Source organism: Leucobacter insecticola, from assembly GCF_011382965.1.
Lineage (GTDB): Bacteria > Actinomycetota > Actinomycetes > Actinomycetales > Microbacteriaceae > Leucobacter > Leucobacter insecticola.
The window spans coordinates 1,866,393-1,891,301 of the sequence record NZ_CP049934.1; the positions used below are offsets into that span (position 1 = coordinate 1,866,393).

Consider the following 24,909-nt stretch of genomic DNA (forward strand, 5'->3'; position numbering starts at 1 on the left):
CGTGGCGGGCATAACATCCCTTGAAAACTTCAGACGCGTTGCAAAGCTCAACGCACCGGTGACCCGGAGTGTCGAGCGTCGCCAGAACCTTGGCCTCGGTCTCCTGCTCGGGTTCTTGACTCCGCTATTTCTGCTCATCGGCGGCCTCATGGTGTTCATTGTGTTGTGGAGCGTGGATAAGCCCTCGGACGGCACCACCTCTGCAGCATCTCCGACGAACGCGTTATTCGGCGGCCTCGGGGCGTTCCTCATCGCCTTCTTGCTCATCGGCGCGGGCGTCTCGATTCTGGTGAAGCGCAAGCGGGCCTGGCTGCGGCATCGTGCCGCGGCGGCAATGGGTCAGCGGCATGGTTGGCACTTCCTGCTTGAGCAAGACCTCGCTGAGTTCGAAGGAACGCTCTTTCGGGTCGGGGCTAATGGAATCGTTGAGGACGCCCTGCATATTCACGAGCCACGATTTGCCGAGGTCGGCAACTACTCCTTCGCGCCGAGCGACCGCAACAATCAGCGCTTCGAGATCGGTTTTGTGTCGCTGAAATTGCCGCGCTCCCTGCCGCACATGTATCTCGCTTCCGAGAAGCGGAGCAGGAAGCCGCGCGCTTTCCATCTTCCCTTCACCTCGGATCAAAAGCTCTCGCTTGAGGGAGATTTTGACAACTTCTTCACTCTTTATTGCCCGCGCGAGTACGAGCGCGATGCGCTCTATGTGTTCACCCCCGATCTGATGGCCTTGATGATCGACCGGGCCGACGGCTACGACATTGAGATCCTCGGGGAGTGGCTTTTCATCTATGCCCGCGAACCCTTCGACATGACGAACGAGGAGGTGCTCGAGATCACCGAGACGTTTAACGACACCATTGGCGATCTCACCGAGCGTCAGACGCGCCGATACGTCGATGACCGCACGGGCGATCCGTGGCAGGTGGGCGCGGCCGGGGCGCGTCTGCGTGACCGTCGAGTGCTCATCACCGCGCTGCTGGTGAGCGCTGCCGGCTGGATCGTCGGAGCGGCATTCGTGCTCATCTACGCGCAGACGACAGGCATCCTCGACAAGCTGACGGGCTAGATTGTCATCTCGACCCTACTCGCTCGCGGTTCCACGCCGTTCACGTAAGAGCTGAAGTCGTTCCTCCAACAGTTCTTCGAGTTCTTCTCGGCTGCGGCGCTCAATGAGCATGTCCCACGGGGTGCGCTGTGCGGCTTCTTTCTCTTCGAATTCGGCGCGGGCGGCTCGCCCAGCCTCGTCATCGAGAAAACCGACCTCGCCGCTTTTCTGATCCGCCCACTCTGCCGGCGGCTCCGCATCTGCGTCGAGCATGATCGTAAACCGGCGCCCTCGGTCAGTGAGGTATTCGACAGCTCGACGCGGTGACAGCTCGACACCCACTTCGCCCTGCAGGCTTGTCGCTCCGATGCGCGTGCCGCGCAATGTTCGCTCTGCCATGATGACCTCCTTGCCGGTGTTCCCCACAGCCAGGCAGCCCCGCAACCGGGTCTGCCCTCACTCGTTACTTGAAGAGTACTCTCTTGATGCGGGCGGCGGTACCCTTCGAATGCTGAGTGAATTCTGGTATGTGGGGTGTTACCGACGGGATGACACTCCGCTAGGCCGCCGCAGCCTCGGGGCCGGCAGCGCGGCGGATCACCACGTCACCGTTGCCCGTCCGTGCCACCACCTCCAGGGTCTCTTGGGCTTCGCTCGGACCCGCGGCGGGGCCGAGGTCGTTGCGGATCCTCCCACTGGCGGAGTTTAGATCCAGCCAGGCGGCCGTACCCTCGCGCACGCCGACCCCCACCGAACCGCTCGCTGTACGAAGGGACACTGATCCGCGTATCGCGTCTTCCACCCGCAGGTTTCCGTGTGACGTTTTGAGGTCGACCTCGCCGCACGACTGACGCACCACCATGTCGCCGTGGGCGCTCTTGAGACGCACCCGTCCCGAGATGTCGGAGACAAACACATCGCCGTGCGCGGAGGAAACCGAGCCGTCGCCATTCAGGCTGCCGAGGCGCAGAGTGCCGTTCCCCGTCGCCACATCAATGCGCTCGGTGACACGGCCAATATGGCAATCGCCGTTTCCCGTGCGTGAGCGCAGGCTGACACAGCGGTCCACCCAGATCTCGCCCTGACCGGACTTCAGTTCAACCTCGTCGAAGATTCCCTCGCAGCGGAGGTGGCCCATTCCGGTGGTGGCCCTGAGCTTGCTGCCGAGCGGCAATCGCACGGTGACATCGACCGCGGTCGCAAAATCGAACCAGCTGGTGCGGAGGGGTGGCCGGAAGGTGACCTCGAGGAGTCCGTTTGTGAAGCTCACCGTGAGGTGATCCTTGAGTCGCTGCTCCACGCCGCGCCGCAGGGTTTTGGGGGTCACCTCAACGGTAGTGTCGCCACGTTCCTCGGCGATGACGAGGATGTTTGATTTCGTCGCCATGTGGATCACCGCGGTGACGGGGCGTGGGGTCTCAAACGTTTTCATTACTGGGCCCATCCTTTGAAGCTCTTGTGTGAGTAGGTGCTGCGACGCTCATCGTTCGCACCGTGCGGGGCGTGGATCGCCGCGGCGACCGCCTGGACCAGCCAGGTATTGACGGACACGCCCTGGCGAGCCGCAGCCTGATCGACCTGGGTCTTCAGGTGATCGGGGAGTCGCAGCGTGGTGCGCGAGGTTGCGGTGTCGTCGGAATCCGTGGGCGCCGGACTTGCGGTGCTTGTCGGGCTCGCGGTGTCTGCCGGTTCAGGATCCCCGGCCGTGTTTGGCAGGCTCACCACAAACTCCGGGTCGCTGCCGCGCAGCCGCACCTCGACGGAGCCGGGGGAGAGGTCCAGCGTGATCTCGCTTGCGGCGTCACTGAGCGCTTCGAGAAGCGCGAGGCGGAGGCTGGATTCGAGCGGCAGCAAGAGGCGTTCGGCGAGTTGCTGAGCCTCTTCGCCACCCGCTTCGGCGGTGATCGCCAGCTGCTGCTGAATGCTGCGGAGGTACTGTTCGAGTTGCATGACACCATTCTGACACCATGATGGTGTCATTGCAAGTCAAATTTGTGGTGAGGTGACACCATGCCCGCTGAGTTCCGGGTCGTCCACTACGCTTGAAGCATTGAATCTCAACGCATAATAGGAGAACCTGTGACTCAGACACTTACCGCCGGAAGCCTCGCCGGAAAGCGTGCACTCGTTACCGGATCGTCCCGCGGCATCGGTGCGGACACCGTGCGCATCTTCGCCGAGGCCGGTGCGGACGTTGTGGTGAATTTCCGTAACAAGGCGCCCCGCGCGGAAAAGCTCGCGTCGCAGCTGCGGGAGCTGGGTGTGCGGGCGCTTGTGCAGGGCGCGGATCTCACTGATCCTGCGTCGCTCGGCGAAATGATGGCGGCCGTGCAGGCAGAGTTTGGTGGGCTCGACATTCTCGTGCTCAACGCCTCGGGTGGCATGGAGTCGGGTATGGGGGAGGACTACGCGCTCAAGCTCAATCGAGACGCGCAGCTCGCAGTGCTCGATGCGGCGCTCCCGCTGCTCGCTGCAGGATCCCGCGTGGTGTTCGTGACGAGTCACCAGGCGCACTTCATTCGCACGACGCCAACGATGCCCGAGTATGAGCCCGTCGCGCGGTCCAAGCGTGCCGGTGAAGACGCGCTGCGGGAGCGGATCCCCGAGCTCGCGGCTCGCGGAGTGGAGTTTGTTGTTGTCTCCGGTGACATGATCGAGGGCACGGTGACGGCCACGCTTCTGGAGCGTGCCAACCCCGGTGCGATCGAGCAGCGCAGGGAGTCGGCGGGCAAGCTCTACAACGTCGCTGAATTTGCTGCCGAGGTTGCGCGCGCCGCCGTGGAACCCGTGCCCGTGGACAACACGCGCCTGATTGGTGACACCTCGAGTTTTCATCCCGAGGCGTAGCTCGGCTTCGGCGGATCACCCAGCGTCCCGCATGATATTCGGATGAAGTGCGAGAACTGCAAAACAATCGGCAGAATGTGCGTTTGCTGATTGTTTCGACCGAATAAATGAGTGGTAGGGTCGAAGCTCCGCAGGGGGCACCGACGTCCCGTTGAGTGAAGGGGCGTCGATGAGCGAGCCACAACCGAGCCGAAACCGCCATACCGCCTTTCCGCCTGCCGTTGGCCTCTACGATCCTGCCAGCGAAAAAGACGCGTGTGGCCTCGCCTCGGTGGTGGCGCTCACGGGAACCGCATCTCACGAGATCATCACGCTTGCTCTCGAAGCGCTCGAAAACCTTGAGCATCGCGGGGCAGTGGGATCCGACGCGGGAACCGGGGACGGGGCCGGGATCCTCTGCGACATCCCTGATGCATTCCTCCGTGCTGTGCTTGCGCAGGACTTCCCTGAGCTTCGGCTTCCCGCTCCGGGCGGCTATGCGACCGGGCTCGTATTTTTACCGCAAGCCTCAACCGAGCGGAAAGCCACCCGGTATCGGATCGCCGCGATCGCCGCCGAAGAAGGGCTCGAGGTGATGGTGTGGCGTCCGGTCGCGGTGCGGCCAGAGGTGCTCGGTGACAGCGCGCGCGCCGCCGGTCCCGTGATTGAACAGGCGGTGTTTGTGCCGCGCAGCGGTGACGTCGTCGATGCCGGGCAATTGAACACGGCGCAGCTTGAGCGGCGCGCCTACCGCACCAGAAAGCGGATCCAGCACGAGACCGGTTGTTACCTGCCATCGTTGTCCGCGCGGACGATCGTCTACAAGGGCATGGTCACAACACTGCAGCTGCCCGGGTTCTACACCGAGCTCTCGGACGAACGATTCACCTCGCGCTTCGCGATCGTACACTCTCGCTACTCCACCAACACCTTCCCCTCGTGGCACCTTGCGCAGCCGCTCAGAATGGTCGCCCACAATGGCGAAATCAATACCGTTCGCGGCAACCGCAACTGGATGCGTGCCCGCGAGGCACAGCTCGAATCCGAGCTCCTCGGAGATCTCCGTCCGCTGCAGCCCATCTGTTCCGAGGGCGGCAGCGATTCGGCGAGCTTCGATGAGGTGCTCGAACTCCTCGTCATGGCGGGCCGTTCACTGCCGCACGCGCTCGCCATGATGGTTCCCGAAGCCTGGGAATCAGAGACCGGTCTGCACCCGGACCTGGTCGACTTCCTCGAGTACCACTCCCTCATCATGGAGCCGTGGGACGGTCCCGCAGCGATGATCGCGACTGACGGCACGGAGCTGGTCGCGCTGCTCGACCGCAACGGGCTCCGCCCCGGGCGATACCTCGTGACCTCCGACGGCCTGCTGGTGATCGCGAGCGAGACCGGCGTCCTCGATGTCGCGCCCGAGCGCGTCATCCGGCGCGGGCGTCTGCAGCCGGGCCGAATGCTCGCGGTCAACCTCCAAACGGGGGAGATGCGCGATGACGACACCGTAAAGGCGGAGCTGTCGCACCTCGCGCCGTGGGGCGAGTGGCTCGACGAGGGCAGGATCCGGCTCACCGATCTGCCCGAACGCGAGCACCTGGTGCATCCGCCAGCCTCGACGAGTCGTCGGCAGCGCACCTTTGGGTACACCGAAGAGGAGCTCCGGCTGCTCATCACGCCGATGGCGCGCGACGGCATCGAGCCGCTGGCGGCGATGGGAACGGACACGCCCATCGCCGTGCTTTCCGAGCGCCCGCGCCTGGTGTTTGACTACTTTGTGCAGCAGTTTGCGCAGGTCACGAATCCGCCGCTTGACGCGCTCCGCGAAGAGCTGGTGACGAGCCTGCTGACGGGAATCGGGCCGCAGGCGAACCTGCTGACCGCTTCCGCCGACCATGCGCGGCAGGTGATCCTCGACTTCCCCGTGATCAATAACGATGCGCTCGCGCGGATCCAACATTTCGGCGAGGACCCGGAGCGCGAGCGCGCGGTCACGATCCGCGGGCTTTACCCGGTCGATTTCGAGGCAAAGGGGCTTGCTGATCGACTCGAAGCGATGTGCTGGGAGGCGAGCGCCGCGATCGAGGCGGGCGCCGAGTTTGTGATCCTTTCGGATCGCGACTCCAATAAGGATCTTGCCCCCGTGCCATCCCTGCTTGCGGTGTCGGCGGTGCACCACCATCTGATTCGCGAGGGGCAACGCATGCGCGTCGCACTGATCGCGGAGGCTGGCGACGTCCGCGAGGTGCACCATGTTGCCGCGCTCATCGGCTATGGTGCGGCCGCGGTGAACCCGTACCTTGCGATGGAGACGGCGGAGCTTTTGGTGCGCGACGGCTCGATCGCGGGGGTGACCGCGGAGGAGGCGGTGGCGAAACTGATCCGGGCGCTGGGCAAGGGCATGCTCAAAGTCATGAGCAAGATGGGGATCTCGACCGTCGCGTCCTACTGCGGCGCGCAGACTTTCGAAGCGATTGGGCTCGCCCCGAGGTCGTCGAACGATACTTCACGGGAACAACCTCCCGTCTCGGCGGTGTGGGGCTCGACGTCATCGCCGCAGAGGTCGCCGCCCGCCACCGCGCCGCCTACCCGGATGATCCCGCGATGCTGGCCCATAAGCGGCTCGAAACCGGCGGCGAGTACCGCTGGCGCCGGGGGGAAGAACCCCACCTCTTCGATCCCGAGACGATCTTCAAGCTGCAGCACGCCACCCGCACGGCGCGTCGCGAGATCTTCACGGAGTACACCTCCCGCGTCAACGAGCAGCAAGAACGTTTGATGACGCTGCGCGGGCTGATGAAGTTTGCGCCGCAGCGCCCGCCCGTGCCCCTCGCAGAGGTGGAACCGGTCGAGGCGATTGTGAAGCGTTTCGCCACGGGTGCCATGAGCTACGGCTCGATCTCGCTCGAGGCGCACCAGACGCTCGCGATCGCGATGAACCGGCTCGGTGGCAAATCAAACACCGGAGAGGGCGGCGAGGCCGAGGATCGCCTGCTCGATCCCGAGCGTCGCAGCGCGATCAAGCAGGTCGCCTCGGGGCGGTTCGGGGTCACGAGCATGTATCTGACACACGCCGACGAGATCCAGATCAAGCTCGCCCAGGGAGCAAAGCCGGGCGAGGGCGGGCAACTGCCGCCGGCGAAGATGTATCCGTGGATCGCCCGGACCCGGCACGCAACTCCGGGCGTCGGCCTGATCTCGCCGCCGCCGCACCACGACATTTATTCCATCGAGGATCTGAAGCAGCTCATCTTCGATCTGAAACGTGCGAACCCCTCGGCGCGTATCAGCACGAAGCTGGTCGCGCAGAGCGGCATCGGCCCGGTTGCCGCGGGCGTGGCGAAGGCGCTCTCCGATGTCATCCTGGTTTCCGGACACGATGGCGGCACCGGAGCGAGCCCCATGAACTCGCTGAAGCATGCCGGTTCACCGTGGGAGCTTGGTCTCGCCGAAGCGCAGCAGACGCTCATGCTGAACGGCCTTCGGGAGCGGGTGGTGCTGCAGGTTGACGGCCAGCTCAAGACCGGCCGAGACGTGGTTGTTGCGGCACTCTTGGGTGCCGAAGAATTTGGCTTTGCGACAGCGCCGCTTGTGGTCTCAGGCTGCATCATGATGCGGGTGTGTCACCTCGACACCTGCCCGGTCGGGGTCGCCACGCAGAACCCCGAGCTGCGCGAACGCTACACCGGCCAGGCCGAGCACGTTATCAACTTCTTCCGGTTTATCGCGGAAGAGGTCCGCGAACTGCTTGCAGAACTCGGATATCGCTCCATCGCCGAAGCCGTCGGAGACACCGCTGCGCTCGACATCGATGAGGCGCTGCGGCACTGGAAGGCCGAGGGCCTCGACCTGACGCCGATCCTGAGCGGCCCGGCCTTTGCGGCGGACGAGCCACGCGCGCACGGTCGCGATCAGGATCACGAGCTTGCCAGCCACTTCGACCGGCAGCTGATTGCGATGGCCGCCGATGCCCTGGAGCGCCGCGACCCGGTGCTCATTGACCTGCCGATCCGGAACATCGACCGCGCCGTCGGCACGATGCTCGGCCACGAGATCACAAAGCGGTGTGGCGCGGACGGGCTCGCGCCGGGCACGATCGATCTGACCCTCACCGGCTCGGCCGGGCAGTCGCTCGGTGCGTTCATCCCCGCCGGCCTGACGCTGCGGCTCGTCGGCGATGCCAACGACTACGTCGGCAAGGGCCTGTCCGGTGGGGAAATTGTGGTCCGTCCGGATCCGCGGGCCGGCCACGAAGCTGCGGGCAACGTGATTGCCGGCAACGTCATCGGCTACGGCGCAACGAGCGGCGCGCTATGGATCGCTGGCGTCGTGGGCGAACGCTTCCTGGTGCGCGGTTCCGGAGCGATCGCGGTTGTCGAGGGGACCGGCGATCACGCGCTGGAATACTTCACCGGCGGCTTTGCGCTGATTCTCGGACCGACCGGGCGGAATATCGGCGCGGGCATGTCGGGCGGTGAGGCGGTACTTCTGGATCTTGATCCCGCGAACGTGAATGCTGCCGAGCTGGGCTCCGGTGCGCTGCTGATGCAGTCGCTCGCGGGCGGGATGAACGCGGTCGAGCAGTGTGCGCTCCGCGAGCGGGTCACCGCACTGCTGCATCGGCATCACGAGCAGACGGGATCCGTGCTCGCTGCGGAACTGCTCGCGCAGATCAGCACCGACCCGGAGGCCGTGTTCGCGCGATTGACGCGGCTGATCCCGCGGGACTACGCGCGCGTGCTCGACATTCGCGTGCGCGCCAACGAGCGCGGTGCCGACCCCGACGGCACGCAGGTGTGGAACGAGATCTTGGAGGCGACTCATGGCTGATCCGCGCGGATTTCTAAAGGTGCGTGAGCGCGAGCTCGCACCGAAGCGCCCGGTCGCGCTGCGTCTGCTCGACTGGCGCGAGGTCGTCGACCCGGCGGACCCGAGCCTCGTCGCACGTCAGGCCTCCCGCTGCATGGACTGCGGGGTCGCCTTCTGTCATCAGGGGTGCCCGCTCGGCAACCTCATTCCCGAGTGGAACGATCTCGTATATCGGGACCGCGGACGCGACGCCATCGAGCGGTTGCACGAGACCAACAACTTCCCGGAGTTCACCGGGCGTGCGTGCCCCGCTCCGTGCGAGTCCGCCTGTGTGCTCGGGATCAATCAGCCCGCCGTCACGATCAAGCAGATCGAGAACAGCATCATCGATCAGGCGTTCGCCAACGGTTGGGTGCAGCCACAGCCGCCGTCCCGCCTCACCGGCAAGACGGTCGCGGTCGTCGGATCCGGCCCCGCGGGACTGGCTGCGGCACAGCAGCTAACACGTGCGGGCCACACCGTCGCGGTCTACGAGCGCGATGAAGAGCCGGGCGGGCTGCTGCGCTTCGGGATCCCAGATTTTAAGCTCGAGAAGGAGCTGGTGGCGCGTCGCATCGAGCAGTTGCGGGCCGAAGGTACCCGGTTCCGCTGCGGTATCGAGATTGGCCGCGATATGAGCTGGGGTGAGCTGCGCCGCCGCTTCGACGCCGTCGTCATCGCGACCGGGTCGACGGTGCCGCGGGAGCTTTCACTCCCGGGCCGTGATCTCGCCGGGATCGTGCCGGCCATGGACTATCTCGTGACCGCAAATCGCGCGCGTTCGGGCACCGCGGAAGCGAGCACGCTTGACGCCGCCGGGAAGCACATCATCGTGATCGGCGGCGGCGACACCGGGGCTGACTGCGTTGGCACCGCGAATCGGCAGGGCGCGAGATCGGTCACGAACCTCGCCATCGGTAGACAACCGGGGGAGGCGCGGGGCGAGCACCAGCCTTGGCCGGTGCACCCCACGCTGTTTGAAGTCACCAGTTCACACGAGGAGGGCGGTGAGCGCCAGTATCTCGCTTCCACCGTCGAGTTTGTCTCGGGGGCCACCGGTGGGGACGATCCCGAGCCTCGCGGGGCCGTGCGTGCGCTGCGGGTCGCGGAGACGGGTTTCACCGAACACGGACGGGCGCCCATCCCCGGCACCGAACGACTACTCAACGCGGATCTGGTGCTCATTGCGATGGGGTTCACCGGACCGGAACCCATCGAGGATCCGGCCTGCGCGCTGCAGCTGACCGAGCGGGGAACGTTTGCGCGCGAGCCCAACTATTCGACCGCACTGCCCGGTGTCTTTGTGGCGGGCGACGCCGGCCGCGGCCAGTCGTTGATCGTGTGGGCGATTGCCGAGGGCAGGGCCGCCGCCGCCTCCGTTGACGCCTACCTCATGGGCGACACCGTCCTCCCCGCCCCGATCACCGCCAACGACCGAGCGTTCGCGTAGCTGAGCCGGCCTGAACGAGCCTCGCCGTGTGTGCCAAATTGGCGTACAATTTGAGTTATGTCCCAGGCTCATGAAACCGTTCAGCGCAAGCTGGCGCGTCTTGCTGTGCGATTGACTCCGGATCAAGACGCGCTCATTCGTGACGCCGCAGCAACCTCGGGGCAATCGATCTCGGAGTTTGTCACCACCGCTGCGCTCACGCGCGCCGAAGACACTCTCGTCGATCGTCGGCTTTTCCGGCTTGATGATCAGGCCTGGGCTGAGTTTTCCGCGATCCTTGACCGCCCGGCCCAGCGCCTCCCGGAACTAGCAGCGTTACTCAACGATCCCGCCCCTTGGGACGAGGCAGTGTGAGTTTGGAGCGCCCTCGCCCGATTGAAGCCGGCGATGACGTGGCCCATTTTGAGTCGGGGGAGCCAGCGCTGGATCGCTATCTTGTTACGCGCGCGCTGCCCAATCATGTCGCTGGTTTTGCGCGATGCTATGTCAGCGTTGACAGCGAGACAGGGAGCGTTGCGGGTTTCTATACACTTTCGGCGGTTGCAATTGAGCATGCAGAGTTGCCCGGACGTGCTCGGCGCAACGCACCCAATCCGGTGCCCGCGGTGCTGCTCGGCAGACTCGCAGTAGACCGCGCCGCACAGGGAGCTGGGCTCGGCAGGCTTCTCGTGAGAGACGCATTGCTCTCTACGCTTTCTGCGGCGGATCGTATTGGGGTACGCCTGCTACTTGTTCACGCGCTACACGGAAAAGCAGCTTCTTTCTACTCAAACTTCGGCTTTCGGCCTTCTCCCACGGATCCCCTGCACCTGTATGTCCTTTTGGGAGATGTGCGTGCATCCCTTGCCAAGGGTTGAGCCGACGGGAATAACCCAGGCCGCGGCCTCGTTGCTGACAGCGGAGCCGTCACACGGACGGCACCAGATAAAGGGAGACACATGACCACTGTGAGTATCATCGGGGGAACCGGCTACGCAGGATCACACATCGCCGCTGCCGCTGCGGAACGCGGGTTCACGGTGCGCAGCTTCAGCCGCCAGGCCGCGAAGCAGCAGCTTCCCGGGGTGACATACGACACGGCCTCGATTGCCGAGGCGGCAGACCGGGCGCGGATCTTGGACGGCGCCGACGTGGTCGTCGTTGCGATTGCCCCGCGCGGTGACATGGCGGGCCGCGTGCGGCCGCTGATCGCGGAGCTCGCGGGCGAGGCAGCCACGGCGGGAGTGCGGCTCGGCGTGATCGGCGGCGCCGGCTCGCTGCAACAGTTTGAGGGCGGGCCGCTCGTGCGCGAGGGTGCCGATTTCCCGGCGGCGATCCAGGACGAGGCGCGGGAGATGGGCGAGGTCCTTGAGGATCTGCGCGCAAGCGATGCGTCCCTCGACTGGTTCTTCGTCAGCCCGGCTGGCGGTTTCGGGCCGTGGGCGGCGGGGGAGGCCACTGGCAGCTACCGTGTCGGCGGCGACGTGCTGCTCGTCGACGCGAAGGGCGAATCGCAGATCGGTGGCGCCGACTTCGGGCTCGCAATCGCCGATGAACTCGAGAAGCCGCAGCACCGTCGCACTCGCTTCACCGTCGCGTACTGACCACCAAGTTGGGGCTGAAGCCATACGCTAGTGGGGTGGATGCTGAACTCGTTGACCTGCTGCGCGCAGAGCTGATCGCCGCCGACTATCGCACCGAATCAGTTGCTGCGCTTCTGGGCGACGCTGCCGAGGCCGCTCGGCAGCGCGGCGTGCTGGTCCCCGCTCGGCGAGTCCTCGCTGCGCGGGGGCTCTCGCCTCTCTCGGTCCTTACGCGCCTGTTCCTGCTCGGTGACCCGGTGGCGGCGAGCGTCCTTGACGAGGCGCTGCCGCTGCTGGGAAGCGCCGGGCTGGAACGGCTCGGGCTCGTCGCTCGGGATCCTGATCCGCAGTTTCTGCGCGCCGCACTCTCGCTGAACCCGGTCACACTTGCGTCCGCGGGGGGATCCTCCGAGTGGTGGATCATCTCCGACCTCGACGATCAACTGCGTAACGCTCCGGCCCGCCCCGATCACGTCATGGGGGTGGGCGGCGCAACCCGCTCGCTGATCGCGCAGGCACCACCCGTTCGTGGCCCGGGCCCGGCGCTCGATCTTGGAACCGGCTGCGGGATCGTCGCGCTGCACCTTGCGCGGGAGCTCGCGAAGGAGCCAGAGGTGCGGATCGTCGCCACCGACATTTCGGAGCGCGCGCTCACATTCGCCCGCGCGAATGCGCACCTGAATGGCCTTGCGGATCGCATCGATTTCCGCATGGGCAGCCTGTTCGAGCCGGTTGCGGACGAACAGTTCGACCTGATCCTCTCGAATCCGCCGTTTGTGATTACCCCGCGGCAGTCGGGTGTCGAACGCTATGAGTACCGCGACGGTGGCATGCGCGGCGACGACCTTATTGCGAGCGTGGTGCGGGCAGCGCCCGACTATCTTGCCGAGGGAGGCACGCTACTGTGCCTCGCGAACTGGGAGTGCCCGTGGGGCGTCGATGGACTCGAGCGTGTGCGCGATTGGATTTCGGGATCAGCGCACCCCCTCGCCGCCTGGGTGATGGAGCGGGACCGTGTGGACCCCGTCAAATACGCGGAGACCTGGGCCCGTGACGGCGGTGCACGACCCGGATCGGATGACTTCGACGAGCTGATGACGCTGTGGCTCGACGACTTCGCGGCGCGCAACACGGCGGCGATCGGGCTCGGCTCGATCCGGATCGAGCGCTTGGACGCCGCGGCAGCTGCCCCTCACGGTGAGTCTGTCGTGCACACCGAGCGCGCAGGCGGGGCCTTTTCTGCCGCGGCGGGTATCGCGCTGCAGCGCAACTTCAGCGCCGCGATCCTGACCACGCAGATGAGCGATGCGCAGATCCTCGACACGCACTGGCTGCTGGATTCCGCCGTGACCGAGGAGCGCGAGCATCGCCCGGGGGAGGAATCACCGCGCGCGATCACTCTCACCACCGAGCGTGGCATCGCCCGCCGCGTCACCGCCGACACTCTGCTCGCCGCCGCCGTGGGCGCCTGCGACGGGGATCTCTCGCTGCGTCAGATCGCCGATGCCCTCGCGACCCTGCTCGAGGTCGACGCGGCGGCGGCTGCAGAAGCCCTCATCGGAGGCGTCCGCGAACTCGTGTGGATGGGGATGCTTGCGCCTGCCGAAGCTCCCTCAGCCGCCTCCCGGTAGACTGGGCGGGTGATGCGATTGATCGACCTTAGAGGCCGCGACTACTCCCGCAGCGAGCTTCTCCGAATGGTGCCGCGCGCGGCCGTCAGTGCGGATATAGCTGTGGAGCGAGTGCGCCCGCTCGTTGCGGACGTCGCGGAACGCGGTGAGGTGGCGCTGCGTGAGCAGGCGCTGCAGTTCGACGGTGTTGAGGGCCATGCTCTTCGGGTGTCCACAGACGCGATTACCTCCTCGCTCGCGAACTGCCCGCCAGAGATCGAGGCCGCGCTTACCGAGCTCATCGCTCGGCTACGCAAGGGCTCAGCCGCCCAGGTGCCGGCTGAACAGATCACCAGGTTTTCAGACGGCGCCGAGATCCGTCAGCGCTGGCAGCCGGTCTCCCGGGTCGGGCTCTACGCCCCCGGTGGCAAAGCCGCCTACCCCTCGTCCGTCATCATGAACGCGGTCTCCGCGCAGACCGCCGGGGTGCCGAGCCTTGCGCTCGCCTCTCCCGCACAGTCAGACAATGGGGGCTGCCGCACCAGGCAGTGCTGTGGGCTGCGGCGCTGTGCGGGATAGACGAGGTATATGCGATCGGTGGCGCCGGGGCGATCGCCGCGTTCGCGTACGGCGTCCCCTCGATCGCTATGGAACCGGTCGATGTGGTGACCGGGCCGGGCAACGTGTTTGTGGCCGCGGCCAAACGGGTCGTGAACGGGATCGTGGGGATCGACTCGGAAGCGGGGACGACCGAGATTCTGGTGATCGCCGATTCTTCTGCGGATCCGGCGCACGTCGCCGCAGATCTCATCAGCCAGGCCGAACATGATGAGGCAGCGGCTTCGGTGTTGGTGACCGACTCTGTTGACCTCGCCGGTGCCGTCGCGGAGGAGGTAGCGCTGCGCGCGCCACGCACGCAGCACGCCGATCGCGTGCGTGAGGCCCTCAGCGGCCAGCAGTCCGCGATGATCCTCGTCGATGACCTCGCTGCGGCCGCCCGCGTGAGTAACGCTTACGCCCCGGAGCACCTCGAGATCCAGACCGCAGAGACCGAAAAGGTGCTTGTGTCGATTACGGACGCGGGTGCCATTTTCCTCGGTGCGCACACCCCGGTGAGTCTCGGGGACTACCTCGCTGGTTCAAACCACGTGTTGCCGACCGGCGGCACTGCCCGTTTTGCGTCCGGGCTCGGTGCGCACACGTTCCTGCGGCCGCAACAGATCATCCGCTACGACCGAGAGGCGCTTCGCGAGGTCTGGGCACCGTTGCTCGCGATCGCCGGATCGGAAGGGCTTCCCGCGCACGGTGAGGCAGTCTCGGTGCGCTTTGAGTCTGAAGGGACCTCCTAATGCACTGCCCCTTCTGCCGTCACCCCGACAGTCGCGTGATTGATTCGCGCACCGCTGACGACGGACTCTCGATTCGTCGCCGTCGACAGTGTCCGGAATGCGGCCGTAGATTCACCACGACGGAAACCGCGAGCCTGACGGTGATTAAGCGCTCGGGCGTTGTCGAGCCCTTTAGCCGCGAGAAAGTCATGAGCGGCGTCCGCAAGGCGTGCCAGGGGCGCCCCGTTACCGACGCCGATCTCGCGGTGCTCGCGCAGCAAGTGGAGGAGTCCCTGCGATCGAGCGGGATCGCGCAGTTTGATACGAACGAGATCGGTCTCGCGATCCTGCCGCATCTGCGAGAGCTAGATGAGGTCGCGTACCTCAGATTTGCGAGCGTGTACCAGGCCTTCAACTCGCTCACAGATTTTGAGGTAGCGATCTCGGAGCTGCGTGCGCACCCGCGCACGGGATCCCATCCAGCTCAATCCGGTTCTGTGTCAGACTACGAGGAGTAACTCGGAATGCGTCTCTACCCGCTGCTTTTTCGTGTCGTTTTCAAGGGGATGGATCCCGAAAGAGCGCATCATCTCGCGTTTCGGGTGATCCAGGCCACTCCGCTGCTTGGCGGCGTGCTTCGGAGGGCCTGCGCCCCGGATCCCTCGCTGCGTGTGGAGACCCTTGGGCTCACCTTCCCCAGTCCTTTTGGGCTCGCCGCCGGTTTCGACAAGAACGCCACCGCGATCGCGGGCCTGGGCGCCATCGGTTTCGGCCATGTCGAGGTCGGTACGCTCACGCGACACGCGCAACCCGGCAACCCGAAGCCGCGGATGTTTCGCCTCATCGGCGATCGCGGCCTCGTGAACCGTATGGGATTCAACAACGGCGGATCCGCCGCCGCGCTGCCGCGTATTGAGAAGGCGCGGCTCTCTCGTCACCGACCGGTGATCGGGGTAAACATCGGCAAGAGCCGCGTCACCGAGGTTGAGGATGCGACACAAGACTATGTCTGGAGCGCGGAGCGCCTTGCGCCGATCGCGGATTACCTCGCGGTCAACGTCAGTTCCCCCAACACGCCCGGGCTGCGCGGGCTGCAAGAGCTCGAGACGCTTGAGCCCCTGCTGGCCGCCGTGCGCGATGCGGCCGCGGGGACCCCGCTGCTCGTGAAAATCGCCCCCGACATGGAAGACGAGCAGATCGACGGGATCGTGGCATTGGCGGTGCGACTCGGACTCGATGGGATCATCGCCAACAACACGACCGTGTCACGCGAGGGTCTCACCGCCACCGAGGCCGAAATCGAACGCATTGGGGCCGGTGGGCTCTCGGGGGAGCCGCTTCGCGAACGATCCCTCGCCGTGCTGAAGCGTGTCGCGCAGTCCGCCCCCGAAGGATTCTGCATCATCTCTGTGGGCGGTGTCTCAAGCGCGGAGCATGTGCTTGAGCGGTTGAGCGCGGGCGCGACACTCGTGCAGGGATACACCGCGTTTATCTACGAGGGGCCGCTGTGGGCCAGGCGGATCAACCGGGAGCTGCGTCGCTCCGGTTGGCGTCAGGCGAGGGCTATTTAGGAAAATTTCCGCGCTTCGTCTGCGGCTTCGGCATGCGCAGCGGACGGAACTGGAATGCGCGCATTGCTGCGTACCAGCGGAATCCGGGCTGCACCTTGTCTTCGCCGAACTTGTTGCCGAGGATCTTCTTCATGCGCACTCCAAGGAAGAACGCGTCGAGGACCGCAAGGAGTACGAAAGCCCAGATCACTCCGAGGCTGATGACCTGAATAATGCCGGGGATAAACGTCATGACGAGCACCACGAGCATCATTGGAATGAGCATTTCCCCGATATTCCAGCGGGCATCTACATAGTCGCGAACGAAGCGCCGCTGCGGCCCCTTGTCGCGGGGGGTGAGGTAGCGCTCATCGCCCTCCATCATGCCGAGACGCGCGCGCTCGCGGGCGGTGGCCTGCTGTCTGCGCTGCTCCTTGATCGCGGCTTTGTCTCTCGAACCGACGATCGGGCGGGCGTTCATGGCTTCAGCCTGTTTGCGGGAGGGGGTGGGGCGACCCTTGCCGGAGAGGACCGGGGAACTCCCTTCGCTCATCTGCACAGTCTCTTGAGCGCCCTTCTTTGCCACGGCTGATCCCTTTCAGTCTTCGCGTTTCGCGCGATACGTGCACGCCAACGACGTGTTGGCCAACTCCCAGAATACAGTGCTCAAATGCGGCAGTGCCCCGGATCACGTCGGGCTGTAGACTGTATCGCAAATATCACACGTTGAATGAGGAGTAGTCATGGGCGCCGCGACAACTGAGCTAAAGACCGAGGGTCACGGTGTGAAATTGAGTGACGCCGCGCGCGACAAAGTGCGTAGCTTGCTTTCGCAGGAGGGTCGCGACGATCTGCGACTTCGAATCGCCGTTCAGCCGGGCGGCTGCTCGGGACTGATCTATCAGTTGTTCTTTGATGAACGGGAACTTGAGAACGATGCGGTCGTCAGCTTTGACGGTGTTGAGGTCGCGGTCGATGCGATGAGCATTCCCTACCTCAACGGCGCGACAATTGACTTCGAAGACACCATTCAGAAGCAGGGATTCACGATCGACAATCCCAATGCGCAGGGAAGTTGCGCCTGCGGTGACAGCTTCGCCTAACCGGTTTGGCGCGACACGAGTGTGAATAACTCCCGGCGTGTGTACGGGGAACGCTCAGGTTCGCGCTAAGCTTACTGAGGAGACATAAGTTTCAGGCGCACGTCGCGTGTGCGAGAAGACAATTCGAAAGGTATGCGGTGCGTTCCAATCGTCGAATGAAATGGGTCGCGGCCCCAGTGGTGCTGTCAGCAGCGCTGGCGCTTGCTGGTTGCACCCCGGAGCAGGAGCGGGGCTTCCTCCCCGCGGGTTCTGACGGGGCTACGAACCACACGGACGGCCTCACCGGTCTGTGGGTGACATCGTGGATCGTGTTGCTTGTTGTGGGTGTGATTACGTGGAGCCTCATTATTTGGGCCACGATCGCGTACCGCCGCCGTAAGGGTCAGACTGGCCTGCCGGTGCAGCTGCGATACAACATGCCAATCGAGACGTTCTTCACGGTCGTCCCGGTCATCTTGGTGCTGGGCTTCTTCGCTTTCACCGCGCAGGAGCAGAGCAAGATTGAAACCCGCTACGACTCTCCCGAGAACATCGTCGAGGTGTTTGGTAAGCGTTGGGCCTGGGACTTCAACTACGTGAATGAAGATGTTTACTTCCAGGGCGTTCAGGTGCAGACCAACGACGACGGGTCCGCCAAAGAAGAGACGATGCCGGTGCTCTACCTGCCGGTGAACAAGACAACCGAGATCAGGCTTGAGACCCGCGACGTCATTCACTCGTTCTGGGTGGTCGAGTTCCTCTACAAGAAGGACATGATCCCGGGACAGACGAACTACATGAGCTTCACACCAACGAAGACCGGCACCTTCATGGGCAAGTGTGCTGAGCTCTGCGGTGAGTATCACTCAATGATGCTCTTCGAGGTCCGTGTCGTCGAGCAGGATGAATACGACGCCTACGTCAAGTCGCTGAGGGACGCCGGCAACACCGGCCAGGTATCGGCAGACTTCAACCCGAATCAGGAGCTTTTCTTCGGAGACGAAGCTAAGGCTCAGAACGACTAATGAGGGATAGCAGAAACATGAAGAAGGGCAATGTCATTGTCTCGTGGCTAACGTCCACGGACCACAAGGTGATCGGATACATGTATCTGATCAGCTCCTTCGTGTGGTTCCTGGTTGGCGGCCTGATGGCTCTCCTCATCCGCGCGCAGCTGTTTGCGCCCGGCCTGGAGGTCGTCGCGACGAAGGAACAGTACAACCAGCTGTTCACCATGCACGGCACGATCATGCTGCTGATGTTTGCAACACCGCTCTTCGCGGGATTCGCAAACGTCATGATGCCGCTACAGATCGGCGCCCCCGACGTCGCGTTCCCCAGGCTCAACGCGCTTGCGTTCTGGCTGTTCACTTTCGGGTCGCTCATCGCCGTTGGTGGATTCCTGACGCCGCAGGGCGCCGCGTCCTTCGGCTGGTTCGCGTATGCGCCGCTCTCTGAGCTGACCTACTCGCCGGGTGACGGCGGAAACCTGTGGGTATTGGGTCTCGGTATTGGCGGCTTCGGCACCATCATGGGTGGCGTGAACTTCATCACGACCATCGTGACGATGCGCGCTCCGGGCATGACCATGTGGCGTATGTCCGTGTTCACCTGGAACACGATGATCACCTCGATCCTGATCCTGCTGATCTTCCCCGTGCTGGCAGCGGCCTTCTTTGGCCTCGCAGCTGATCGCATCTTCGGTGCTCAGATCTTTAGCGGTGAGGGCGGAGCGATTCTCTGGCAGCACCTCTTCTGGTTCTTCGGCCACCCCGAGGTGTACGTCATCGCGCTGCCGTTCTTCGGCATTGTCTCCGAGATCTTCCCGGTGTTCAGCCGCAAGCCGATCTTTGGCTACAAGACGCTCATCTACGCAACGATCTCGATTGCTGCGCTGTCGATGACCGTGTGGGCGCACCACATGTACGTGACCGGTTCGGTGCTGCTGCCGTTCTTTGCCCTGATGACGATGCTGATCGCGGTTCCGACCGGCGTGAAGATCTTCAACTGGCTCGGCACCATGTGGCGCGGATCGATCACTTTCGAGACGCCCATGCTGTGGGCGCTCGGCTTCCTCGTATCCTTCGTGTTCGGCGGACTCACCGGTGTCATCCTGGCTTCGCCCGCGCTTGACTTCCACCTTTCCGACACCTACTTCGTGGTTGCCCACTTCCACTACGTGATCTTCGGAACCGTCGTCTTCGCGATGTTCGCTGGGTTCTACTTCTGGTGGCCCAAGTGGACCGGCAAGATGCTGAACGAACGACTCGGCAAGATTCACTTCTGGGTCCTGTTCATCGGCTTCCACATGACCTTCCTCGTCCAGCACTGGCTTGGAGTCATGGCTATGCCGCGTCGGTACTACACCTACCTGCCCGCAGACGGCGTTACCTGGGGCAACCAGCTCTCGACCGTCGGCGCCATGGTGCTGGGCGTCTCGATGATCCCGTTCCTCCTGAACGTGTACATCACCGCACGCCGCGCACCCAAGGTGACCGTCGATGACCCGTGGGGTTACGGACGTTCGCTCGAGTGGGCAACCTCGTGCCCGCCGCCGCGTCACAACTTCACCTCGATCCCGCGTATTCGTTCCGAGTCGCCTGCATTCGATCTGAACCACCCCGAAGTCAGTGGCGTGGAGCAGCCGAAGCCTGCGCCGGCGCTCGCTGAGAAGAAGTAACGGGCAGGAGAAGCTAAAGATGAAATCAAACATCGTTATCTTTTGGATATTGACCGCATACTTTGTGGTGATCTCCACCGTATATACGCTCTGGAACATTGCGCTGCATGACCGAATTGAGTGGGCCGGATCCATCACGATCCTCCTCTCGGCTGGTCTGACGGGCTTTATTGCTTCGTATCTAGCTCTCACCAAGAAGAAGCAGGGGGGTGTCCTCGTTGAGGACATCGAGACTGCTGACATCGACGACGGGGATCCGGAGCTGGGCGAGTTCAGCCCGTGGAGCTGGTGGCCCTTGTTCCTCGGCTTCGCTATCGCGGTCGTCGTCCTGGGCCTCTGCATCGGTTTCAACTTCTGGTTGTCCTTCCTCGGACTGCCGCTGGTGATCGTTGCGGTCGTCGGCTGGATTTACGAGTACTACCGCGGCAACTTCGCCCGCTAGGAATCCATACTCGTGAGCATCACGATCAGGCGTGGCCAGAGTGAAGACGCTTCGGCGCTCTTCACTCTGGCCCGCCAGTATCAGACGGGGCGTGAGCCCATAGGACGCGATGAGTTCCTTGTCGCGCTTGACAACATTCTGCGTCGCCGCGACCAAGAGGCCAACGTTTTGTTTGTCGCCGAAAACGACGGCAAGGTTGTGGGCTATTCGTTGTTGACGGTTTCACGTCTCCTGCACGCACCCGGACTGACGGCTCACCTGCAAGAGATTGTGGTTGATGAGGCGAGCCGGGGGGCAAACGTCGGCGACAGGTTGATGCAGGCTAATGAGCATTACTGCATGGGCCGCGGGGTGCGCCAGCTTTCGGCGTCGACCTCTCGCATTGGCTCGTTCTACAACCATCGTGGCTTCGAAGCCATGGGGGAGCACTACCGCAAGCTCCTTGACCTGAGTTGACCGCGGCCGAGTCGGGTCCTCCGCAGCGTCGTCCGCGTCGTAAGCCCGGCGAGAATCGTGAGCTTCTGATTGAGGCCGGGATACACGAGTTTGGGCGCGTGGGCTATCACGGCGCTTCCACCAGCGCGATCGCGAGGATTGCGGGCGTCCCGCAGCCTCATGTTTACGCGAGCTTCCACACGAAGCAGGACCTCTTTCTCGCGTGCTGTGAGCGTGCGATCACGCGTCTCACTCCAGGGAGTCAGCCTCTCGAAGGTTTCGTTCCAGGGGATCCCACCGCAAAGGATCTCGAAGCGTGCTCTCGGATGATCTTCCAGGGGGTCGCAGCACTGAACCTTCCGGAGCTCCGTGCAGGTCTGCTGCCAGTGTTCCGCGGGTTCGAGGAAGAAGACGGGCAAGAGCGTGTGTCTTCAGCGATCCACCTCGGTGCCTGGTCCTTGCTGCGCGGCGCAGACAACCGTTATTGAACCTGGATGTCGTCGCGGTCTGTTTCTAGGCCAAGGTCACGACCGCACGCACACGAAGACTGCCCTTATTGAGTTTGCCGTCAGGCTGCCGCCGGCCGCGCCGATCACTCCGTATGCCCCGCCTGGACGCACCCCCGCGACACCGGTGTTGATCGTCGCGTCAAGTCCCACGAAATCGAGGATCGCGTCTGCGCCACGGCCTGCTGTCATGTCGCGAATGACTCCGAGCGTGTGTTCATCCACGCCGGCGATCGCCTCATGCGCGCCGAGCTGCAGCGCGAGCTTCCTTCTCTCTGTAAGCATATCGACAGCCACGATCCGCGCGGGGGTGAGCACTCGAAGAAACTGGATCGCAAACGAACCTAGACCACCTGTTCCGAACACGAACGCCGTCGAATCCGCTCCGAGCAAACCACGCACCCGATTCACCCCGTGGAACGCAGTGGCTCCCGCATCCGTCATCGGGGCCGCGGTCACCGGGTCGAGGCCGTTGAGCCGAAGAATGTCTCTGGTGTTTGTGACGAGCACGTAGTCAGCGATGCCACCGTCCGCCCCGTACCCTCGACCGGCAAGCGCCTCGGTGCAGTTGTTGCTCTCTCGCCCACACACTAGACGCAGACACGTGCCGAGCGTGAGCATTGACGAATGTCTCCCTTCCCAACGAGCGTCTCCCATAACCGCGTAAGAGTCAATGCGGGGATGGGGGACTCTTGTCAGGATGGGGGACTTTCGTCAGGACCGTGACGTTCGTGTCTTCCTACAGACACACAAATGGGCCCCGCAGGAAAAACCTGCGAGGCCCAATCTGAGCGAGGTACTAGTGCCCCTCGTTGTGACCCTTCTCAAGCTCACCCTTGGTTGGGGGAACGATGCGGTCTTCGAAGAACCACCGGCTGAAGCCGGCACGCAGCCTCTGCGAGAACGGGATGCGGCCGTCGTCGTTCGGACGGAGCATCATCGGCGCGTAGTCGGCGTAGCTGACCAGCTCCCACTTCTCGTACTCGTCAAGCGGCTTGTGAACCTCGACGAACTCGCCGCCTGGGAGGCGAACGATGCGGCCGGACTCGTAGCCGTGCAGAGCGATGGAGCGATCCTTCTTCTGCAGTGCGAGGCAGGTGCGCTTCGCAATGATGTAGGCAATGATCGGTCCGAGGATGAGCAGAGCCTGCAGGGTGTGGATCACGCCCTCCATCGCCAGCTGGAAGTGCGTCGCCATGAGGTCAGAGCTTGCTCCCGCCCACATCACACCGTAGAAGGTCACTCCTGCAGCGCCGATCGCAGTGCGAGTCGGAGCGTTGCGGGGGCGATCCAGGATGTGATGTTCACGCTTGTCGCCTGTGACCCAAGCCTCAATGAAGGGGTAGATCGCTACAAGCACGATGAACAGGCCCATGATGATCATCGGAATAAGCATGTTCCAAGACCAGGTGAAGCCGAACCACTCGGTCTCCAAGCCCGGCGGAATCAAACGGAGCATGCCATCGGCAAAACCGATGTACCAGTCCGGCTGAGTACCCGCAGATACCGGTGAGGGATCGTATGGCCCATAGTTCCAGATCGGGTTGATGCTCACGAAGGAAGCGATCAGCACAATCATGCCGAACACGATGAAGAAGAATCCGCCTGCTTTCGCTGCGTACACGGGGAGCACAGGAAAGCCGACAACGTTCTGCTCGGTCTTGCCCGGACCGGGGTACTGCGTGTGCTTGTGAATTACCACAAACGCGAGGTGGAGCGCTACGAACAGGATCACCAGCGCGGGCAGCACCATGATATGCAGCATGTACAGGCGGCCGACGATGTCAGTACCCGGAAACTCGCCACCAAAGAAAAGGTAGGAGAAGTACGTACCGATAACGGGCATCGACTTCAGGAGACCGTCGATGATGCGCAGGCCGTTACCCGAGAGCACATCATCCGGGAGAGAGTAACCAGTGAAGCCCTCAGCCATAGCAAGGATGAAGAGCACGAAACCGATCACCCAGTTGAGTTCGCGTGGCTTGCGGAACGCACCCGTAAAGAAGATGCGTAGCATGTGCAGACCGATCGAAGCCACGAACAGCAATGCTGCCCAGTGGTGCACCTGACGCATCAGCAGACCCCCGCGCACGGAGAACGAGATGTCGAGAGTCGAGGCCATTGCAGCCGACATCTCCACGCCCTTCATGGATACGTAGGGGCCGTTATACACGGTTTCGACCATCGAGGCCTGGAAGAAGAGCGTCAGGAAGGTTCCTGAGATGAGGATGACGACGAAGCTGTAGAGAGCGACCTCACCAAGCAGGAATGACCAGTGATCAGGGAAGACCTTTCGGCCAAACTCCTTGACCGCGACGCCAACCTTGGTGCGCTCATCAATGTAGTTTGCTGCCGCAGCAGTAAAACGGCTGGAGCCGTTCTGCTGGGCGGAGGTGTCAGTTACGGTGCTACTCACTTGAGACGCTCCCAGAAGCTCGGGCCAACAGGTTCATGGAAATCACTCTGTGCGACGAGGAAGCCATCCTTGTCAACGGTGATGGGGAGCTGCGGCAGTGGTCGCTTAGCCGGGCCAAAGATGACCTTCGCGTGCTCAGACACATCGAATTGTGACTGATGGCATGGGCATAGCAGGTGGTGTGTTTGCTGCTCGTAAAGTGCCACGGGGCATCCCACGTGGGTGCATACCTTCGAGTAAGCGACAATGCCATCGTAGGACCAGTTCTTGCGGTCCGGTGATTCCTTAAGCTGCGACTGGTCGAGGCGCATCAACAGCACGATAGCTTTTGCCTTGGCGTCGAGGAAGTTTTCGCTGCCTCCACGTTCTTCGAGCGAGAGTTCGTGAAACTTCTCGTGCGTCAGTGTTTCAGGAATGACCTGGAATGCGGATCCAATGGTCACGTCAGCGGCACGGATCGGTGCGCCAGAGGGTCATGGGCGAGGCGGATGCCCTTGTCCCACATGGTGTGCTTCAGAAGTTGCACCGGATCACGATCCTGTGGAGCAAGGCTGCGCAGCAGAGTGATACCGGGAAGCGGGAACGCGATGAGCGCACCGATGAGGCTGTTACGCACGAGTGAGCGTCGCGAGAAGCCCGACTCCTTGTCGGCAAGCTCAAACACCTCGGCTGCACTCTCACGTACCTCAGGCGCGCTCGGTACCGGGTGACGCTCGTCGATCGACTCGTGGTCGGCCATGAGTGCTTTGCCCCAGTGCACCGCGCCGACGCCCAAGGCAAGTAGCGCAAGCGTCATGCCAAGGCCCACGAACATCGTCTGCAGACGGATCGCCAGTAGACTGCCCGTTTCGATCGGGAAGAACATGTAAGCGAGTACAGCGCCGAGGCTGCCCGCAATTGAAACGTAGAAGAGTGTGTACACAACACGCTCAGCCTGCTTCGCCTTCTTCGGATCGAGGTCCGTCACACGCTTACGGTGTGGGGAAGGCCCGGATTCTGCACCGCGTCGGATGAAATCACAGCAGTTCCTGCTGAGGCCTCCACCGCGCTGTGGCCATGGGTTGCGACAGCGGCGCTTTCGCCGCTGTTCTTCGCTTCCTCTGCCATGTTGCTCCTTGACTCCTGACTCATAAAT

At 63.5% G+C, this 24,909-nt stretch carries 21 protein-coding genes and 3 pseudogenes; 17 read left to right on the forward strand and 7 right to left on the reverse strand.

The features are described 5' to 3' along the window. The first annotated feature begins 1 nt into the window (after position 1). The gene (locus G7067_RS08600) at positions 2-1,069 is read left to right on the forward strand and encodes a hypothetical protein (RefSeq protein ID WP_166323515.1); all 1,068 of its coding nucleotides are present in this window, start codon (positions 2-4) and stop codon (positions 1,067-1,069) included. Between the two features lie 15 nt (positions 1,070-1,084). Here G7067_RS08600 and G7067_RS08605 read toward each other — a convergent pair whose 3' ends face one another. The 3 genes from G7067_RS08605 to G7067_RS08615 form a co-directional block, all read right to left on the reverse strand. Then, positions 1,085-1,447, reverse strand: a complete 363-nt coding sequence (locus G7067_RS08605; RefSeq protein ID WP_166323517.1) for an RNA polymerase-binding protein RbpA — start codon at positions 1,445-1,447, stop codon at positions 1,085-1,087. 160 nt (positions 1,448-1,607) lie between these two features. After that, positions 1,608-2,480, reverse strand: coding sequence for a DUF4097 family beta strand repeat-containing protein (locus tag G7067_RS08610; protein ID WP_166323519.1), 873 nt, complete (start codon positions 2,478-2,480; stop codon positions 1,608-1,610). Beyond that, on the reverse strand, positions 2,480-2,998 hold the full coding sequence (locus G7067_RS08615; protein WP_166323521.1) for a toxin-antitoxin system HicB family antitoxin: 519 nt from the start codon (positions 2,996-2,998) through the stop codon (positions 2,480-2,482). Before G7067_RS08615 ends, G7067_RS08610 begins: the two co-directional genes overlap by 1 nt. Before the next feature lie 129 nt (positions 2,999-3,127). Here G7067_RS08615 and G7067_RS08620 point away from each other — a divergent pair, with 129 nt between their 5' ends. The 10 genes and pseudogenes from G7067_RS08620 (at position 3,128) to G7067_RS08665 (ending at position 16,234) form a co-directional block, all read left to right on the forward strand. Next, positions 3,128-3,895, forward strand: a complete 768-nt coding sequence (locus G7067_RS08620) for an SDR family oxidoreductase (protein WP_166323523.1) — start codon at positions 3,128-3,130, stop codon at positions 3,893-3,895. 169 nt (positions 3,896-4,064) lie between these two features. Next, positions 4,065-8,695 (forward strand): annotated as a pseudogene (gene gltB, locus G7067_RS08625) (glutamate synthase large subunit). Further along, a complete protein-coding gene (locus tag G7067_RS08630) occupies positions 8,688-10,163 on the forward strand; it encodes a glutamate synthase subunit beta (protein ID WP_166323525.1) in 1,476 nt (491 codons plus the stop codon). Before gltB ends, G7067_RS08630 begins: the two are co-directional and overlap by 8 nt. Before the next feature lie 57 nt (positions 10,164-10,220). After that, the gene (locus tag G7067_RS08635) at positions 10,221-10,517 is read left to right on the forward strand and encodes a type II toxin-antitoxin system TacA family antitoxin (RefSeq protein ID WP_166323527.1); all 297 of its coding nucleotides are present in this window, start codon (positions 10,221-10,223) and stop codon (positions 10,515-10,517) included. 38 nt (positions 10,518-10,555) lie between these two features. Then, positions 10,556-11,020, forward strand: coding sequence for a GNAT family N-acetyltransferase (locus G7067_RS08640; RefSeq protein WP_205881108.1), 465 nt, complete (start codon positions 10,556-10,558; stop codon positions 11,018-11,020). An 81-nt stretch (positions 11,021-11,101) separates the two neighbouring features. After that, entirely contained in the window at positions 11,102-11,746 is a 645-nt protein-coding gene (locus G7067_RS08645) for an NAD(P)-dependent oxidoreductase (RefSeq protein WP_166323531.1), read from the forward strand. Between the two features lie 35 nt (positions 11,747-11,781). After that, positions 11,782-13,356, forward strand: a complete 1,575-nt coding sequence (locus tag G7067_RS08650) for a DUF7059 domain-containing protein (RefSeq protein ID WP_166323533.1) — start codon at positions 11,782-11,784, stop codon at positions 13,354-13,356. A gap of 12 nt (positions 13,357-13,368) precedes the next feature. Next, positions 13,369-14,684 (forward strand): annotated as a pseudogene (gene hisD, locus G7067_RS08655) (histidinol dehydrogenase). Beyond that, positions 14,684-15,181, forward strand: a complete 498-nt coding sequence (nrdR, locus tag G7067_RS08660) for a transcriptional regulator NrdR (RefSeq protein ID WP_166323535.1) — start codon at positions 14,684-14,686, stop codon at positions 15,179-15,181. The pseudogene hisD and the gene nrdR overlap by 1 nt, the downstream one beginning before the upstream one ends. Before the next feature lie 6 nt (positions 15,182-15,187). Continuing rightward, positions 15,188-16,234 carry a quinone-dependent dihydroorotate dehydrogenase gene (locus G7067_RS08665; RefSeq protein ID WP_166323537.1) on the forward strand — a complete coding sequence of 349 codons (1,047 nt, stop codon included), beginning with the start codon at positions 15,188-15,190 and terminating at the stop codon, positions 16,232-16,234. Here the strand turns inward: G7067_RS08665 and G7067_RS08670 are convergent. Next, positions 16,227-16,766, reverse strand: coding sequence for a DUF3043 domain-containing protein (locus G7067_RS08670; protein WP_244301025.1), 540 nt, complete (start codon positions 16,764-16,766; stop codon positions 16,227-16,229). The two genes, G7067_RS08665 and G7067_RS08670, sit on opposite strands and share 8 nt — an antisense overlap. A gap of 190 nt (positions 16,767-16,956) precedes the next feature. On the opposite strand from G7067_RS08670, the gene G7067_RS08675 reads away from it, so the two are divergent. From G7067_RS08675 to G7067_RS08700, 6 genes are all read left to right on the forward strand, one after another. Then, positions 16,957-17,316, forward strand: coding sequence for a HesB/IscA family protein (locus tag G7067_RS08675; protein WP_166323541.1), 360 nt, complete (start codon positions 16,957-16,959; stop codon positions 17,314-17,316). Between the two features lie 155 nt (positions 17,317-17,471). Continuing rightward, positions 17,472-18,320 carry an aa3-type cytochrome oxidase subunit II gene (gene ctaC, locus G7067_RS08680; protein WP_205881109.1) on the forward strand — a complete coding sequence of 283 codons (849 nt, stop codon included), beginning with the start codon at positions 17,472-17,474 and terminating at the stop codon, positions 18,318-18,320. A gap of 17 nt (positions 18,321-18,337) precedes the next feature. Next, positions 18,338-19,975 (forward strand): aa3-type cytochrome oxidase subunit I, encoded by a 1,638-nt coding sequence (gene ctaD, locus G7067_RS08685; protein WP_205881110.1) that lies wholly within the window; start codon positions 18,338-18,340, stop codon positions 19,973-19,975. A gap of 19 nt (positions 19,976-19,994) precedes the next feature. After that, on the forward strand, positions 19,995-20,417 hold the full coding sequence (locus G7067_RS08690) for a cytochrome c oxidase subunit 4 (RefSeq protein WP_166323547.1): 423 nt from the start codon (positions 19,995-19,997) through the stop codon (positions 20,415-20,417). Positions 20,418-20,429: 12 nt separating this feature from the next. Continuing rightward, positions 20,430-20,873 (forward strand): GNAT family N-acetyltransferase, encoded by a 444-nt coding sequence (locus G7067_RS08695; RefSeq protein WP_166323549.1) that lies wholly within the window; start codon positions 20,430-20,432, stop codon positions 20,871-20,873. Next, a complete protein-coding gene (locus G7067_RS08700) occupies positions 20,870-21,340 on the forward strand; it encodes a TetR/AcrR family transcriptional regulator (RefSeq protein WP_166323551.1) in 471 nt (156 codons plus the stop codon). The genes G7067_RS08695 and G7067_RS08700 overlap by 4 nt, the downstream gene beginning before the upstream one ends. A gap of 36 nt (positions 21,341-21,376) precedes the next feature. Here G7067_RS08700 and G7067_RS08705 read toward each other — a convergent pair whose 3' ends face one another. The 3 genes and pseudogenes from G7067_RS08705 to qcrA form a co-directional block, all read right to left on the reverse strand. Continuing rightward, the gene (locus G7067_RS08705; protein ID WP_166323553.1) at positions 21,377-21,979 is read right to left on the reverse strand and encodes a zinc-binding dehydrogenase; all 603 of its coding nucleotides are present in this window, start codon (positions 21,977-21,979) and stop codon (positions 21,377-21,379) included. 178 nt (positions 21,980-22,157) lie between these two features. Continuing rightward, a complete protein-coding gene (gene qcrB / locus G7067_RS08710; protein WP_166323555.1) occupies positions 22,158-23,774 on the reverse strand; it encodes a cytochrome bc1 complex cytochrome b subunit in 1,617 nt (538 codons plus the stop codon). Further along, a pseudogene (gene qcrA / locus G7067_RS08715) lies at positions 23,771-24,881 on the reverse strand (cytochrome bc1 complex Rieske iron-sulfur subunit). Before qcrA ends, qcrB begins: the two are co-directional and overlap by 4 nt. Between the last annotated feature and the right edge of the window lie 28 nt (positions 24,882-24,909).